Here is a 15,116-nt window from a genome sequence, read left to right on the forward strand (position 1 = left end):
GTCTCCTTTATTACTTGTTCTTGTTCACCAGGCGGTTCTCCACAGCGCCGGTTTCGAGGTCCACATAGCGGACATAGAGGCTGATCTTGTTCTGCTCGTTCAGGGCGTTCCATACGCGCTCGGTCATCTCGTCGATGCAGTCGCAGATGGCGATGCGCTCCGGCTCGCCCTGGAAGGTCGGAATCGGGTTGCCGTCGCACACATAGGTGTGGAGGAAGTGGCCCAGTCCGCTCTTTGGCGCGTACTTGTAGGTGAAGCGGTTGCATGCGGAGCCTTCTGCGTCCGCGCTCTTGAGGATGTTCATCTGGTAAGTGAAGTCCCCGTCGGCAAAGGTCAGCATGCCGCTGATGCGGGGGGTAAAGTTCGGGCCGTCGGGCTCGAATTCACGGCTCTCCAGCGCGCAGCTGAAGCACTTGCCGTCCTTCAGGCCGTCGTAGATCGTATCGGTCTGGTTGCCGTTGGTCACGATCAGGTTATTCTCAAACGTCCGGATGGCGGCGTAGATGATCAGGGAAGGATCCTGCACCTTCGCGGCGTCAAAGGGCTCGGTGAACACTTCGCCGTTCTTCTCGGTGAAGATCCGGTTCCGGCTGTTCTCGCTGCGGCCCATGATGAAGTAGGCCGTCATGGCTTTCTTTCCGTCCGGCGTCTTGCCGATGATGATGCCGCGTCCGGGATACGTGTTGTTCTCCAGCAGTTCTTCCGGGGTATTGATGCGATAGATGTCCATGTTGTCCTTCTCCTCCTTGTATTTATGCCTTCCGGGCTGCTACTTCCGCGGAAACCTTCTCCACACTCTGCGGAAGTATAATCCACTCTGCCTGTTCCATCACCCGGCGCTGCAGGATCTCCGGTGTGTCACCGTCCCGGATCTCCACAGCCTTCTGGGCAATGATCTCTCCCCCGTCGGGGATCTCGTTTACGAAATGCACCGTCGCGCCGGTTACCTTTACGCCCCGGGCCAGTGCCGCCTCATGCACCTTCAGTCCGTAGAACCCCGCGCCGCAGAAGCTCGGAATCAGGCTCGGGTGCACATTGATAATCCGGCGGGGGTACCGGGCCGTAAAGTTCTCAGTCAGGATGCTCAGGAACCCTGCCAGCACGATCAGGTCAATCCGGTTTTCCTCCAGCGCCGCGATCAGCTTCTCCTCGAAGGGAGCCTGTCCGCCGCAGGCCTTCTTGTTGATCTCCAGGCCCGGGATTCCGGCTTTCGCCGCGCGCTCCAGCGCATAGGCGCCGGCCCGGTCGCTGATGACCACAACCACCTCGCCGTCCGGGATCTCCCCCCGTGCTCCGGCATCCAGGATCGCCTGCAGGTTGGTTCCGCCGCCGGAAACCAGTACGGCAATACGGGCTTTTCCGCTCATACGCACCTCCGTCTGTCGGTCAGACAATCGTGATTTTTTCCGTACTTTCCTCGATCTCGCCGATGATATAGGCGTCCTCGCCGTAATCCCGCAGGATATTCAGCGCCTTCTCCGCGTCTTCCGGAGCCACCACGATGCTCATGCCCACGCCCATGTTGTAGGTGTTGAACATGTCGCGCTCGCTGACGTTCCCCGCTTCCGCGATCAGGTCGAAAATCGGAAGTACCCGGACCTTGCTGCGTTCGATCTTCGCACCGAGGCCGTCCGGAATGCTCCGCGGGATATTCTCGTAGAATCCGCCGCCGGTGATGTGGCTGATGCCCTTGACGTCCGCTTCCTTCAGCAGCGCCAGCACCGGCTTCACATAGATGCGGGTGGGCTCCAGCAGGGCCTCTCCCAGGCTCTTCCCGCCCAGCCGTTCCACCGGGCTGGTCAGGTCTGCGTTCTCCACGTCGAACACCTTCCGCACCAGGCTGAAGCCGTTCGAATGAACTCCGGAGGAGGCCAGCGCGATGATCACGTCCCCGGCCTTCATCCGGCTGTTGTCAATCATCTTTGCCTTGTCCACAATGCCGGTGGTGTAACCCGCCAGGTCGTACTCATCCTCCGGCATCATGCCGGGATGCTCCGCCGTCTCGCCGCCGATCAGCGCGGCGCCGGCCTGCACGCATCCGTCGCATACACCTTTCACAATCTGCTCGATTACTTCCGGAACGTTCTTGCCGCAGGCAATGTAGTCCAGGAAGAACAGCGGCTGCGCGCCGCAGCAGATGATATCGTTCACGCACATCGCCACGCAGTCGATGCCGATTGTGTCATGCTTGTTCATCAGGAAGGCGATCTTCAGCTTGGTGCCGACGCCGTCCGTTCCGGAAACCAGGATCGGCTGCTTCATGCCCGCCAGGTCCGGCTCAAACAGGCCGCCGAAACCGCCCACTTCCGTGTCGGCGCCGGGAGTCTTGGTCCGGCTGATATGCTTCTTCATCAGTTCTACCGCGCGGTATCCCGCGGTGATATCCACACCAGCCGCCGCGTAGGCTTCGGATTTCGAATTCTCAATCATGGACTTTTATCCTCCGTCCGTTATCTTTCCAGTTCCTCATCCTCGTTCATTGTTTCTGGTTCTTGGAGCTGGTTCGCTGTACGTTTTATTCTTTACCGTTCCAGCAGTAAGTGCAGAGTTCACACGGATTCAGGCCGATGGCCTTGATCACGCCTTCCAGCGTCTGGAATTCCAGGGAAGCGAAATGGAATTTTTCGCAGATCGTTTCCCGCAGCTTCTTCCCGCGTTCTGTACTGCCGTCGGCGTACTCGTCGATGTACTTCAGGCCTTCCTCGCCTTCCAGCTCCACGATCACCCGGCGGGCAATCAGTTCCATATCGCTGTTGGAGCGGGAGAAGTTCAGGTACTTGCAGGCGTACATGATCGGCGGGCATGCGCTGCGCATATGCACGCTCTTGGCGCCGCTTTCGTACAGGAACTCAACCGTTTCGCGCAGCTGTGTTCCGCGGACGATGGAGTCATCCACAAACAGCAGGTTCTTGCCCCGGATCAGTTCGTTCACGGGGATCTGCTTCATCTTCGCGATCTTGTCCCGGTCCTTCTGGCTGGCCGGCATAAAGCTGCGGCTCCAAGTGGGCGTGTATTTGATGAACGCCCGGGCAAAGGGAACGCCGCTCTCGTTGGCGTATCCGATCGCGTGGGGGGTACCGGAATCCGGCACGCCGCCGACGTAGTCGATCGGGTCATTCCGCCCGGCTGCCTTGTCGTTTTCCGCCAGGATCGCACCGTTGCGGTAGCGCATCTCCTCCACGTTCACGCCCTCGTAGGTGGAGGTGGGATATCCGTAATAGCTCCACAGGAAGGAGCAGATCTTCTTTTCCTTCAAGGGCGGGGACAGCCGGGTCATCTTGTCGGGCGTCAGCTCCACGATTTCCCCAGGCCCAAGCTCGCAGACATCTTCAAATCCCGTCTTGTGATACGCGAAGGATTCAAACGCGACCGCGTATCCGTCTTCCCGCTTTCCAACCGCCACCGGCAGCCGGCCCATGCGGTCCCGCGCGGCAATCAGCGTACCCCGCTCCGTCAGGATCAGGATGGATGCCGTGCCGACAATGGACTTCTGGGCAAAACGGATGCCCTCGGCGAAATTGCTCTTCTGGTTGATCAGCGCACTCAGCAGCTCGGTCTGGTTGATCTGGCCGCCGGTCATGGAATCGAAATGACCGCCGCTGAAGCTCAGGTACTGCTCAATCAGCGCGTCCGCGTTGTTGATCACACCGGTCATGCAAATCGCGTACGTGCCCAGGTTGGAGCGGATCAGCAGCGGCTGCGGATCTGCGTCCGAGATGCAGCCGATGGCCGATGTGCCGCGCATTTCTTCAAAGATGTGCTCAAATTTCGTACGGAACGGCGCGTTGCAGATGTTGTGGATCTTGCGCTGCAGTCCGATTTCCTTGTCCCACGCCGCCATGCCGGCTCTCCGGGTGCCCAGGTGGCTGTGGTAGTCCACGCCAAAGAACACGTCCAGCATGCAGTCGTTCTTGGATGCGATTCCGAAATATCCTCCCATATTTCCCCGCTCTTTTCCTTATTGATATTATTTGGCTTCCTTCAGCCTCGCCATGATCCCGGCGTCCTTCTCCAGCACGTTCCGGGCATCCTTTTCCCGCTTGGCTTCCAGCTTCTCCGCCAGTCCGGCGTCTTCCAGCGCCAGGATCTGGGCCGCCAGCAGCGCGGCGTTTCCGCCGCCGTTCACCGCCACCGTAGCCACCGGAATCCCCGTCGGCATCTGAACGGTGCTCAGCAGCGCATCCAGCCCTTCCAGGCAGGGACCCGTGCATGGAATCCCGATCACCGGCAGGGTGGTGTTGGCTGCGATGGCGCCCGCCAGGTGCGCGGCCATTCCCGCAGCAGCAATCAGCACACCGAATCCGTTTTCCCGCGCGCGGATCGCGAAGTCCCGCGCCTGGACCGGTGTACGGTGTGCTGAGTATACATGGGCTTCATAGGGAATCCCCAGGCTGTCCAGCATATCTGTCGCTTTTCTGATCACCGGCAGGTCGCTGTCGCTGCCCATGATGATCCCGACCTTTTTCATCGATCCGTCGCTCCTTTGCTTTCCGCGGTGTCAGCCGCGCCAATCGCTGAATTTCCGTTATCATAATAGTCCTAAATCCGAACATTGTCAACGCAAAAATCATAAATAATCCGGAAATAGACCCAAAAACACGAACGTTCGGTTTTGAACGTTCGTGTTTTGTCCGTTCTGGTTGATACTTTTCCATTCTGCTATTCCCGGTTTTTTCCATGCGGTGATGCAAAAATCCCGGATTGCGTGAAAAAAACCGCCCGGAAGGCATTTGCGCTTCCGGGCGGGGATGATTCTGTCAGATATCCGCAGCCTTGGCTTCGCACCATACGCAGCGGTATTCCCGCTTTTCGGGATCCGCCAGGTGGAAAATCTGGTCCAGCTCCTGTTCGCAGCAGGAGATGCACCGGGGGTTCTTGCATTTCAGCACGTTCACCAGCGTTTCCGGCATGCCGATCCGCTTCTTCTCCACCAGTTCGCCGTGCCGGATGATATTCACCGTGGCTTCAGGATCCACATACCCGATCACATTGATGTCCACGGGAATTTCCGCGTCAATTTTGATGATATCCTTGCGGCCGCGCTTGGCGGAAACCACATTGGTGATCATCGCCACCGGCACGTCCAGCTCCGCCAGCCCCAGCAGGTCATACAGCTTCATGGCATTGCCCGGCGCGATATGGTCAATCACAATCCCGTCCCGGATGGAATCCACATTCATCGGAAAACCTCCCCTTTCGGTTGGCGTTCAGTTCACTTGGCTTTCAGTCCCAGCAGCATCAGGATCAGGGCCATGCGCATGTACTTCCCGTTCAGCACCTGCTTGAAGTAGCAGGCCCGCGGGTCATCGTCCACCGCCACGCTGATCTCGTTCACCCGGGGCAGCGGATGCATCACGCTCAGGTCCGGCCGGGCTTTCTTCAGCTTCTCCGGTGTCAGGATATAGCTGTCACGCAGGCGCAGGTAATCCTCTTCGTTGAAGAAGCGCTCCCGCTGGACGCGCGTCATGTACAGGATGTCCAGGTCGCCGATCACCTGCATCAGGTCGGTGGTCTGCGTATAGGGAATGCCTTTTTTCTTCAGGGCATCGTTCTTCACGTAGCTCGGAACCTTCAGCTCCTCCGGGCTGATCAGCACAAAGTTCAGCCCCTCATACCGGCTCATGGCGTTGATCAGGGAGTGCACCGTCCGGCCGAATTTCAGGTCGCCACACAGGCCCACTGTCAGGTGGTCCAGGCGTCCCTTTTCCCGGCGGATCGTCAGCAGGTCCGCCAGCGTCTGGGTCGGATGGCAGTGGCCGCCGTCGCCGGCGTTGATCACCGGTACGGAAGCGCTCCTTGCCGCCACCAGTGCCGCGCCTTCCTTGGGATGGCGCATGGCAATGATATCCGCGTAGCAGGATACAGTCTTGGCGGTATCCGCCACGCTCTCACCCTTCGCGGCGGAGCTTGTTCCCGCGCCGGTCACGCTCAGCACGTTGCCGCCCAGCTCGTACATCGCCGCTTCAAAGCTCAGCCGCGTCCGCGTACTGGGTTCAAAAAACAGCGTTGCCAGTTTCTTTCCCCGGCAGGTATCGCTGTATTTCTCCGGCCGGGCAATGATATCCTCCGCCGTATCCATCAGCGCGTCCAGCTCTGCCGGTGTCAGGTCCGGTACATCGATAATGCTGCGCATTATGGTTTCCCTCCCGTCATTCAGTCTGTCTTCATTACATGCGGGTTGTCAAAGGTTCGTTCCGCAACCTCAATGGTCGCGGCTCCCCACTGGGGAGACCGCTTCCTTTCGGTTGACCTCACCTTTGACAAAATTTCCCGCACAGCGGGTTGTCAAAGGTTCGTTCCGCAACCTCAATGGTCGCGGCTCCCCACTGGGGAGACCGCTTCCTTTCGGTTGACCTCACCTTTGACAAAATTTCCCGCACAGCGGGTTGTCAAAGGTTCGCCCAACTGCCATCAGAGGGATTGTCCCGGAACCGGATCAGCCGGGAGATGTCCTCCGGGCGGATGTAGCCGGCCTTCGCGGCTTCCTCCGCAATCACGTCGAAGTTCGTCAGGGAAACGTTCTTCACGTTCGCCGCGCGCAGGTTGTCAATGCCCTTCTGCATGTTGTAGGTAAAGATGCTCACGATGCCCAGCACGTCCGCGCCGGCCTTCCGCAGCACGTCCACCACTTCCAGGGCGCTGCCAGCCGTGGAGATCAGGTCTTCCACAACCACGACCTTCTGGCCGGGCTCCAGCCGGCCTTCAATCTGGTTCTGGCGGCCGTGGTCCTTCGCGCCGGCGCGCACATAGCCCATCGGCAGTTCCATCAGGTGGGCGGTGATCGCCGCGTGGGCGATACCGGAGGTCGAGGTGCCCATCAGCACTTCCACTTCCGGATATTCCTCGCCGATGACCTTCGCCATGCACTGTTCAACATCGGTCCGCACTTCCGGCGCGGTCAGCGTCAGGCGGTTGTCACAGTATACGGGACTCTTGATCCCGCTGGCCCAGGTAAAGGGGTCCTCCGGCCGGAAAAACACGGCCTTGATTTTCAGCAGGTCCTGTGCGATCAGCTGGTTGATTTCCTGTCTTGTCATCGGTTTTATTCTCCTTCCGTAAATTCACGCAGGCAGCGCTCATATGCCGCCACCGGGTCTTCCGCCGCCGTAATCGGCCGGCCGACCACGATGTAATCGCTTCCGACCTTCTTCGCCTCCGCCGGGGTCATCACGCGCTTCTGATCACCGACATCCCCGTCCGCGAACCGCACCCCCGGCGTCACCGTCAGGAAGTCCGCCCCGCAGGCCGCATGCACCTTGCCGGCCTCCAGCGGGGAGCAAACCACGCCATCCAGGCCCGCTTCCCGAGCGTTCCGGGCATAGTGCATTACTACTTCGTCAATCGGTTTCTCAATCCACAGGTCTTTTTCCAGCGCTTCCTGGTCCGTGCTGGTCAGCTGGGTCACCGCGATCAGCAGCGGCCGGGTGCCGTCCGGCCGGGTCAGGCCTTCCAGCGCGGCTTCCATCATCCGCTTTGTTCCCGCGGCGTGCAGGTTGCAGATGTCCACGTCCAGCCGGCTCAGGACCGCCATGGCCTTCTTCACGGTGTTCGGGATGTCATGCAGTTTCAGGTCCAGGAAAATTTTGTGCCCGCGGCGCTTCAGTTCCCGCACGATGGCCGGCCCCTCCGCGTAGTACAGCTCCATGCCGATCTTCACAAACGGCTTCCGTCCGGTAAACCGGTCCAGAAACGCGAACGTTCTTTCGGCGCTGTCAAAGTCACAGGCGATGATTACGTCTTTTCCCATCAGTTCTTCCCTCCCAGCTCGCTCAGTTCCCGGATGCCGTACCGGTCCATGGCCTCCGGCAGTTCCTCTATGATCCGTTTGCAGGCCATCGGGTCTGTCAGGTTCGCTGCCCCGACCTCCACCGCGGCCGCACCGGCCATCATCATTTCCAGCACGTCCTCCGCGCTGCTTACACCGCCCATGCCGACCACCGGCACAGACACCGCGCGGGCCGTCTGGTATACCATGCGCAGCGCCACCGGGAACACTGCCGGGCCGCTCACGCCGCCCATCACGTTCCGCAGCACCGGCCTGCGCGTCCGCAGGTCAATCCGCATGCCCTGCAGTGTGTTGATCAGGCTGATTCCGTCCGCCCCGGCGTCCTCGCATGCCTTCGCGATGGCGGTGATGTCCGTCACGTTCGGGCTCAGCTTCATGATCACCGGCTTGGTGGTCACCTGCTTCACTGCGCGGGTCACCTCAGCCGCCGCCTTCGGGTCGGTGCCAAAGCTCATGCCGCCGCCGTGCACGTTCGGGCAGGAGATGTTCACCTCCAGCCAGCCGACCTGTTCTTCCCCGTCCAGCCGGGCGCAGGTTTCGGCATAATCCGCCACGCTGAATCCGCTTACATTCGCCATCACCGGCTTACGGAAAACTTCCTTCAGCTTCGGCAGCTCCTCGCTGATCACCCGGTCCACGCCCGGATTCTGCAGTCCCACCGCGTTGATCATGCCCGCCGGGCATTCCGCGATCCGCGGCGTCGGGTTGCCGAACCGGGGATCCTTCGTGGTTCCCTTGAAGGAGAAGGTCCCCAGGATGTTGATATCATACCACTGTGCGAATTCATATCCGAATCCGAAGGTGCCGCTCGCCGGGATCACCGGATTGTCCAGCTCGATCCCGCACAGCGTCGTTGTCAGTCTGCCCACAGGATCTCCTCCTTTTCCAGCACCGGGCCTTCCCGGCAGATCCGCTTGTATCCGGTAATGGTTTTGCAGCTGCAGCCCATGCAGGCGCCGAAGCCGCAGCCCATCCGTTCCTCAAAGCTGAACTGCCCGCCGGTCTTTGTCGCGCGGTACACTGCCCGCAGCATCGGTTCCGGCCCGCAGGTGTAGAAGAAGCTGTATTCCTCCGGCAGCGCGTCCGTCACAAATCCGCGCTTTCCGTAGCTCCCGTCCGCCGTCGTCACGGTCACGTCACAGCCCAGCGCTTTGAACTCTTCTTCGCCGAACACCTCCGTCCGGGTGTTGAACCCGAGCACCACGCTCACCGCGCGCCCCTGCGCCCGCAGCTGCTTCGCCAGCAGGTACAGCGGCGGCACGCCGACGCCGCCGCCCAGCAGCAGCGGCCGGTCCCCAGCCTTGTCCAGGTCATATCCGTTGCCGAGCCCGGTCAGCACATCCAGCTCCGCCCCGGGCTTCAGCCCGGTCATCTGGCGTGTGCCCTTCCCGACTGCCTTGTAGATGATCATCAGGCGGCCTTCCGCCGAGTCGTACACGGAGATCGGGCGGCGCAGGAACAGTCCGTCCAGCCGAATGTTCACAAACTGCCCAGGCTTCTGCGCCTCCAGCGCTTCGCCGGCCAGCTCCATCCGGTATACGCTTTCAGTCAGCGCCCGGTTTTCCGTTACGGTCAGTTTTTGTTCCTTCATCTTGTCCTCACGCGTCGATGGTCGAGATGGTCAGGGTCGTCTCCTCCAGCACGTCCAGCAGCACCCGCACCGTATCCAGGCTGGTGAAGATCGTCGCGTTGTTCTCGGTCGCCGTCAGGCGGATCTGCAGTCCGTCATGCTCGGAGTCCGTCGCCCCGATCTCCCGGGTGTTGATGATGTAGGCCACATGTCCCTGCCGGATGCTTTCCAGGATCTCATTGCTGCCTTCGCTGATCTTCTTCAGCATGTGCGTGCGGATGCCGTTCTCCTTCAGGAACTTCGCGGTGCCGGGCGTCGCCTCAATGTTGAAGCCCAGGTTGTAGAACCGGCGGATCAGCGGAAGCGCTTCCGCCTTGTCGCGGTCCGCGATGGTCGCCAGCACCGTGCCGTAGTTCTGCAGGCGGGTTCCGCCGGCCTGCAGCGCCTTGTAAAGTGCGCGGTTCAGCTTGTCATCGTAGCCGATCGCTTCGCCTGTGGATTTCATTTCCGGGCTCAGGTAGGCGTCCAGGCCCTTGATCTTGTTGAAGCTGAATACCGGCACCTTGACATAGTAGCGTTTCTTCTCTTCGGGATACAGGTCGAAGATGCCCTGTTCCTTCAGGCTCTTGCCGAGGATGACCTCCGTGGCGATATCCGCCAGGGAGTATCCGGTGGACTTGCTCAGGAAGGGCACGGTCCGGCTGGAGCGCGGATTCACCTCAATGATATACACGTCTTCCTTCTCATCCACGATGAACTGGATGTTGTACAGGCCGATGATGCCGATGCCCAGGCCCAGCTTCTTCGCGTACTGCAGGATGATCCCCTTCACGCGGTTGCTGATGGAGAAGGCGGGATACACCGAGATGGAGTCGCCGGAGTGGATACCGGTCCGTTCCACCAGTTCCATGATGCCGGGCACGAACACGTCGCGGCCGTCGCAGATCGCGTCCACTTCCACTTCCTTGCCGCGGATGTACTTGTCCACCAGCACCGGCTTGTCCGCGTCGATTTCCACCGCAGTCTTCAGGTAGTGGCGCAGCTGATCCTCGTTCGCGACGATCTGCATCGCGCGGCCGCCCAGCACGAAGCTCGGGCGTACCAGTACCGGGTAGCCGATCTCCGCCGCGGCCTGCACACCGTCCTCAATCCGGGTCACCGCCCGGCCCTTCGGCTGCGGGATGTTCAGGTCCAGCAGGATCTTTTCGAAGCTGTCGCGGTTCTCCGCCTTTTCGATGGCGGCGCAGTCCGTTCCGATGATTTTCACGCCGCGGTCCATCAGCGGCTGGGCCAGGTTGATGGCCGTCTGGCCGCCCAGGGAGGCAATCACGCCTTCCGGCTGCTCAAAGTCGATGATCGCCATCACGTCTTCGGGCGTCAGCGGCTCAAAGTACAGCTTGTCGGCCGTGGTGTAGTCGGTGGAAACCGTTTCCGGGTTGTTGTTGATGATGATCGCTTCGTATCCGGCGCGGCGGATGGTCTGTACCGCGTGCACCGTGGAGTAGTCGAATTCCACGCCCTGGCCGATACGGATCGGGCCGGCGCCCAGCACCACAATCTTCTTCTTGTCCGTCAGGATGGAATCGTTTTTGTTGGTGTAGCTGGAGTAGAGGTAAGCGATGTACTTGCCGGTATGCAGGGTATCCACCATGCGGAACACCGGCACGATTCCGTTCTGCTTCCGCAGCGCGTAGATATCGGTCTCCTTCATGTTCCAGAAGCCTGCGATGGCCTTGTCGCCGAAGCCCATTTCCTTGGCCTGCCGCAGCACCGCCGTATCTCCCGGCGCCGCCGCCAGGACCTTCTCCATCTCCGTGATCTTTTTCAGGCTTTCCAGGAACAGCCCGGTGATCATGGTCTTTTCGTGGACGGTCTCAATCGGCTCGCCGCGGCGCAGCAGCTCCGTCACCGCAAACAGGGTATCCGCGCGGAATTCGGACACATAGTCCAGCAGCTCTTCGCGGCTCATTCCGTCGAATTTCGCCATGTGCAGGTGGCATACGCCCGTCTCCAGGCTGCGTACGCTCTTGAGCATGCACTCTTCGAGGTTGCTGCCGATGCCCATCACTTCGCCGGTCGCCTTCATCTGGGTGCCCAGCATGTTGCTGGCGTCAGTAAACTTGTCGAAGGGGAACCGCGGGAACTTCGCCACAATGTAGTCGAGGCTCGGCTCCATGGCCGCGTTGCCGCCGGCCACCGGAATCTCCTCCAGCGCCATGCCCAGGGCAATCTTCGCAGTCACCCGGGCAATCGGGTATCCGCTGGCCTTGCTCGCCAGGGCGGAAGACCGGCTCACCCGCGGGTTGACCTCAATCAGGAAGTATTCGCTGCTTTCGGGGTTCAGGGCAAACTGCACATTGCAGCCGCCTTCGATCTTCAGTTCCCGGATGATGCGGATCGCGCTGTCGTTCAGCATCTTCAGGTCGTGGTCGTTCAGGCTCAGGATCGGCGCCACCACCACGCTGTCGCCGGTGTGCACACCTACGGGGTCCACGTTCTCCATGCCGCAGATGGTGATCGCCTTGTCATTGCTGTCCCGCATGACTTCGAACTCGATCTCCTTGTATCCGCGCACGCTCTTTTCAATCAGCACCTGGTGCACCGGGCTCAGCCGGAAGGCATTCGTGCCGATCTCGATCAGTTCTTCCTCATTGTAGGCGAAGCCGCCGCCGGTACCGCCCAGGGTGAACGCGGGCCGCAGCACCACCGGATAGCCGATGTCCAACGCCGCCTTCTTCGCCTCTTCCAGGCTGTAGGTAATCTCGCTTGGGATCACCGGCTCACCGATGCTCTGGCACATTTCCTTGAACAGCTCGCGGTCCTCCGCCCGCTCGATGCTCCGGCTGGAGGTGCCCAGCAGCTCCGTGCCGCACTCCTTCAGCACACCCTTGCGTTCCAGCTGCATGGCCAGGTTCAGGCCCGTCTGTCCGCCGATGCCGGGCACGATGGCGTCCGGCCGCTCATAGCGCAGGATCTTGGCGATGTATTCCAGGGTCAGCGGCTCCATGTACACCTTGTCCGCAATGGAGGTGTCCGTCATGATCGTCGCCGGGTTGGAGTTGCAGAGCACGACCTCGTAGCCCTCTTCCTTCAGGGCCAGGCACGCCTGGGTGCCGGCGTAGTCAAACTCCGCCGCCTGGCCGATCACGATCGGGCCGCTGCCGATGATCAGTACCTTCTTGATATCTGTCCGTTTCGCCATTTTCTTTTCCTCCGCTTTCCTTTATTTCACCGTTTCTTCGTAAACCGTCTTTCCATTATGCACCGTCCGGACGCACCGGCCGAAAACCTTCCACCCCGCGAAGGGTGTTGCCTTGCCCATGCTCAGGAACTCCGCCGGATCAATTTCGTATTCCCGGCCCAGGTCCCATTCCGTCCGGTCTCCCGCCGCCAGGGAGATCCCGAACCGTTCCCGGGGATTGAAGGCCATCAGGTCAATCAGCCGCTCCAGCGGCAGGATGCCCTTCCGCACCAGCCCGGTATACAGCACCGGGAAGGCGGTCTCCAGCCCCACAATCCCGAAGGCGCTTCCCGCCAGCCCGCGGCTCTTTTCCTCCGCGCTGTGCGGCGCGTGGTCCGTCGCAATCATGTCGATCGTTCCGTCCACCAGGCCTTCCAGGAGCGCTTCGCGGTCTTCCTTCGCGCGGATCGGCGGGTTCATCCTGAACCGGCCGTCCTCCTGCAGGTCGTTCTCATCCATCAGCAGGTAATGCGGCCCTGTTTCGCAGGTGATGTCCACCCCATCCCTCTTCGCCTGCCGGATCAGTTCCACGCTCTCCCTGCAGCTGATGTGGCATACGTGGTAGGCGCATCCGGTTTCCTTTGCCAGGCGGATATCCCGGGCGATCGGGCCCCATTCGCTCTCGCTGCAGATGCCCCTGTGCCCGTGCTCCCGGGCATACACGCCGTCGTGGATGTATCCGCCCCGCACCAGGGTTTCATCCTCGCAGTGGGCCGCGATGATCTTCCCCAGCTTCCGGCAGCGCTCCATCAGGCTGCGCATCATGCTTTCGGACTGGACGCCCTTGCCGTCATCCGAGAAGGCAATCACTTGCGGAGCAAGCTCCTCCAGGTCCGCGGCCTCCTGTCCCTTCTCCCCGACGGTCAGCGCCGCATAGGGGTAAACCGCCGTGATGTCCCCCGCCGCGCGGATCAGCGCTTCTTCCTCTGCCAGGTGCGGCAGGCTGTCCGGCACCGGGTTCAGGTTCGGCATCGCGCACACGGCGGTGTATCCGCCCCGCGCTGCCGCCCGGCTGCCGCTTTCGATCGTTTCCTTATAAGAAAAACCCGGCTCCCGATAGTGCACGTGCACATCGCAGAAGCCGGGAAAAATAAATACGCCGCCTGATTGCTGAATGGCATCCTTCCGCATTTCCGCGGTTATTACCTGTTTCACAGTCATCGCGCGTTCCTTTCCATGTCCGTAAAAAAAGACCCTGCCGGTGAATCGGCAGAGCCCGGATTGCGTGACTGATGCGCCTGCCGCACAGCGGCACACGCCCTTCCGCCCGAATCTTGCCGATATCCCGTATCGCCTTAAAGATCGGTACCGGTAGAGTTTTTACCATAATATCCCCCGTTTGTCAAGACGGGTTTTCGTCCTTTTTTTCGTCCTCCGCCGCTTCGTCCTCTTCGTCCGGAATCATCGTTTCCCAGGCGCGTTCTTCCACGCCTTCCTCCCGCTTTCCGCGCACGCGCTCCACCACGTTGCCGAAGCCCAGGGTCACCGCCTGCGCGGTCAGCCGGCTGAAAACCCGCCGCAGTTCCGGATCAATTTCTTTCCGGCTGCCGAACATTTTCCACATGCTGCGAAGTTTTTCGTTCGTGATGTCGCTCATCTTTGTGGCATTGATGCCGTCCGCCATCTGGAACATCGCGTCCACAAAGGCGCCCCGCTGTTCCGGCGTGCTGTTCTGCAGCCATTCGTGCAGCGTCTCGCAGATCAGCCCGGCGGTCCGGTCAATCCCGGGCAGCTCCTCAAAGTGCTTTCCGTATACCTGCCAGGTCATGGGATCATGCTGGCTGATTCCGCCCGCAATCGATTTCACCACCGTGTACGGCTGGTAGTAATCCATCAGCAGGCCGATAATGCTCGTCTGGGGAATGTAGGACTGGATTTTGTCCCGGATCCTTTCGTAACCCTCTCCGGAGGAGATCTCCCGGTTCATGCCGGGGCCGTCATATACCTGCAGGCTCACAATCCGGTCCTGGACCTCCGGCGCCACGGACGCTGCCGCGTATACCGCCAGGTTGCCGCCCTTGCTGTGGCCGGTTACCCGCAGGGGCCGGTCGGTTGCCTGCGCCGCCCGGGTCAGGTAATACTCCGCGGCGATCTGGCCCGGCACCCGGGTCTGGTACGCCATGTTGAAATCCTCGCGCCAGCCGATCATCGTATTGTCCGTTCCGCGGAACGCGACGCCCATCGTGCCGTCCGGAAGGTCCACGCACATCGCGGAGAACTGCATGGTCTTGGTCTCATCGGTCATCGCGATGAAATGGTGCACCCGGCTTTTGCCGAAACGGATGCTGTCCGCCATGCCTTCAAAGGCCTGCTTCCGCAGCGGATAACTGCTGCTCGTGGACGGAATCACGGCGTCCAGCCGCTTCAGCTCCTCCAGCGTCCATCCCTTCGGATGCTGGATGCCGTGAAAATTCAGGTAGCTCAGGGTCGCCAGCAGCAGGCCGTCCACCTCGTTCCACGGACTGGCCTCCAGCGTAAGCTCACCCCGCCATACCAGATAATCGATCATGTTGGCCATG

Annotated in this window: 14 protein-coding genes; all 14 read right to left on the reverse strand. The window is 60.8% G+C overall.

The window, feature by feature from the left end:
• Window positions 1–10: 10 nt before the first annotated feature.
• Window positions 11–730, reverse strand: a complete 720-nt coding sequence (locus JNO48_06920; GenBank protein QTE69618.1) for an IMP cyclohydrolase — start codon at window positions 728–730, stop codon at window positions 11–13.
• 22 nt (window positions 731–752) lie between these two features.
• A complete protein-coding gene (locus tag JNO48_06925; GenBank protein ID QTE69619.1) occupies window positions 753–1,367 on the reverse strand; it encodes a phosphoribosylglycinamide formyltransferase in 615 nt (204 codons plus the stop codon).
• A gap of 19 nt (window positions 1,368–1,386) precedes the next feature.
• Complete coding sequence (locus JNO48_06930) at window positions 1,387–2,430, reverse strand: phosphoribosylformylglycinamidine cyclo-ligase (GenBank protein QTE69620.1); 1,044 nt, start codon at window positions 2,428–2,430, stop codon at window positions 1,387–1,389.
• An 85-nt stretch (window positions 2,431–2,515) separates the two neighbouring features.
• The gene (locus JNO48_06935; protein QTE69621.1) at window positions 2,516–3,940 is read right to left on the reverse strand and encodes an amidophosphoribosyltransferase; all 1,425 of its coding nucleotides are present in this window, start codon (window positions 3,938–3,940) and stop codon (window positions 2,516–2,518) included.
• Between the two features lie 27 nt (window positions 3,941–3,967).
• Window positions 3,968–4,468 (reverse strand): 5-(carboxyamino)imidazole ribonucleotide mutase, encoded by a 501-nt coding sequence (purE, locus tag JNO48_06940; GenBank protein QTE69622.1) that lies wholly within the window; start codon window positions 4,466–4,468, stop codon window positions 3,968–3,970.
• 289 nt (window positions 4,469–4,757) lie between these two features.
• A complete protein-coding gene (locus JNO48_06945; protein QTE69623.1) occupies window positions 4,758–5,180 on the reverse strand; it encodes an aspartate carbamoyltransferase regulatory subunit in 423 nt (140 codons plus the stop codon).
• Window positions 5,181–5,212: 32 nt separating this feature from the next.
• Entirely contained in the window at window positions 5,213–6,133 is a 921-nt protein-coding gene (pyrB, locus tag JNO48_06950) for an aspartate carbamoyltransferase (GenBank protein ID QTE69624.1), read from the reverse strand.
• A gap of 256 nt (window positions 6,134–6,389) precedes the next feature.
• Window positions 6,390–7,022 (reverse strand): orotate phosphoribosyltransferase, encoded by a 633-nt coding sequence (locus tag JNO48_06955; GenBank protein ID QTE69702.1) that lies wholly within the window; start codon window positions 7,020–7,022, stop codon window positions 6,390–6,392.
• A gap of 20 nt (window positions 7,023–7,042) precedes the next feature.
• Window positions 7,043–7,747 (reverse strand): orotidine-5'-phosphate decarboxylase, encoded by a 705-nt coding sequence (pyrF, locus tag JNO48_06960; protein QTE69625.1) that lies wholly within the window; start codon window positions 7,745–7,747, stop codon window positions 7,043–7,045.
• On the reverse strand, window positions 7,747–8,655 hold the full coding sequence (locus tag JNO48_06965; protein ID QTE69626.1) for a dihydroorotate dehydrogenase: 909 nt from the start codon (window positions 8,653–8,655) through the stop codon (window positions 7,747–7,749). Before JNO48_06965 ends, pyrF begins: the two co-directional genes overlap by 1 nt.
• Complete coding sequence (locus JNO48_06970) at window positions 8,643–9,377, reverse strand: dihydroorotate dehydrogenase electron transfer subunit (protein QTE69627.1); 735 nt, start codon at window positions 9,375–9,377, stop codon at window positions 8,643–8,645. The genes JNO48_06965 and JNO48_06970 overlap by 13 nt, the downstream gene beginning before the upstream one ends.
• Before the next feature lie 7 nt (window positions 9,378–9,384).
• A complete protein-coding gene (gene carB, locus JNO48_06975; protein QTE69628.1) occupies window positions 9,385–12,558 on the reverse strand; it encodes a carbamoyl-phosphate synthase large subunit in 3,174 nt (1,057 codons plus the stop codon).
• 21 nt (window positions 12,559–12,579) lie between these two features.
• Window positions 12,580–13,758 carry a dihydroorotase gene (locus tag JNO48_06980; protein ID QTE69629.1) on the reverse strand — a complete coding sequence of 393 codons (1,179 nt, stop codon included), beginning with the start codon at window positions 13,756–13,758 and terminating at the stop codon, window positions 12,580–12,582.
• Window positions 13,759–13,939: 181 nt separating this feature from the next.
• The gene (locus JNO48_06985; protein ID QTE69630.1) at window positions 13,940–15,115 is read right to left on the reverse strand and encodes a DUF2974 domain-containing protein; all 1,176 of its coding nucleotides are present in this window, start codon (window positions 15,113–15,115) and stop codon (window positions 13,940–13,942) included.
• Window position 15,116: the final 1 nt, after the last annotated feature.

This window comes from Clostridiales bacterium (assembly GCA_017569285.1).
In the GTDB taxonomy this organism is placed as follows: Bacteria; Bacillota; Clostridia; order Christensenellales; family Aristaeellaceae; genus Aristaeella.

Excerpts from the sequence above, each read along its gene's own strand:
- JNO48_06920 (QTE69618.1), bottom strand. The coding sequence starts at position 730 with ATGGACATCTATCGCATCAATACCCCGGAAGAACTGCTGGAGAACAAC.
- JNO48_06985 (QTE69630.1), bottom strand. The coding sequence starts at position 15,115 with ATGGCCAACATGATCGATTATCTGGTATGGCGGGGTGAGCTTACGCTG.
- carB (QTE69628.1), bottom strand. The coding sequence starts at position 12,558 with ATGGCGAAACGGACAGATATCAAGAAGGTACTGATCATCGGCAGCGGC.
- pyrB (QTE69624.1), bottom strand. The coding sequence starts at position 6,133 with ATGCGCAGCATTATCGATGTACCGGACCTGACACCGGCAGAGCTGGAC.
- JNO48_06945 (QTE69623.1), bottom strand. The coding sequence starts at position 5,180 with ATGAATGTGGATTCCATCCGGGACGGGATTGTGATTGACCATATCGCG.
- pyrF (QTE69625.1), bottom strand. The coding sequence starts at position 7,747 with ATGGGAAAAGACGTAATCATCGCCTGTGACTTTGACAGCGCCGAAAGA.
- JNO48_06980 (QTE69629.1), bottom strand. The coding sequence starts at position 13,758 with ATGACTGTGAAACAGGTAATAACCGCGGAAATGCGGAAGGATGCCATT.
- purE (QTE69622.1), bottom strand. The coding sequence starts at position 4,468 with ATGAAAAAGGTCGGGATCATCATGGGCAGCGACAGCGACCTGCCGGTG.
- JNO48_06935 (QTE69621.1), bottom strand. The coding sequence starts at position 3,940 with ATGGGAGGATATTTCGGAATCGCATCCAAGAACGACTGCATGCTGGAC.
- JNO48_06925 (QTE69619.1), bottom strand. The coding sequence starts at position 1,367 with ATGAGCGGAAAAGCCCGTATTGCCGTACTGGTTTCCGGCGGCGGAACC.
- JNO48_06970 (QTE69627.1), bottom strand. The coding sequence starts at position 9,377 with ATGAAGGAACAAAAACTGACCGTAACGGAAAACCGGGCGCTGACTGAA.
- JNO48_06930 (QTE69620.1), bottom strand. The coding sequence starts at position 2,430 with ATGATTGAGAATTCGAAATCCGAAGCCTACGCGGCGGCTGGTGTGGAT.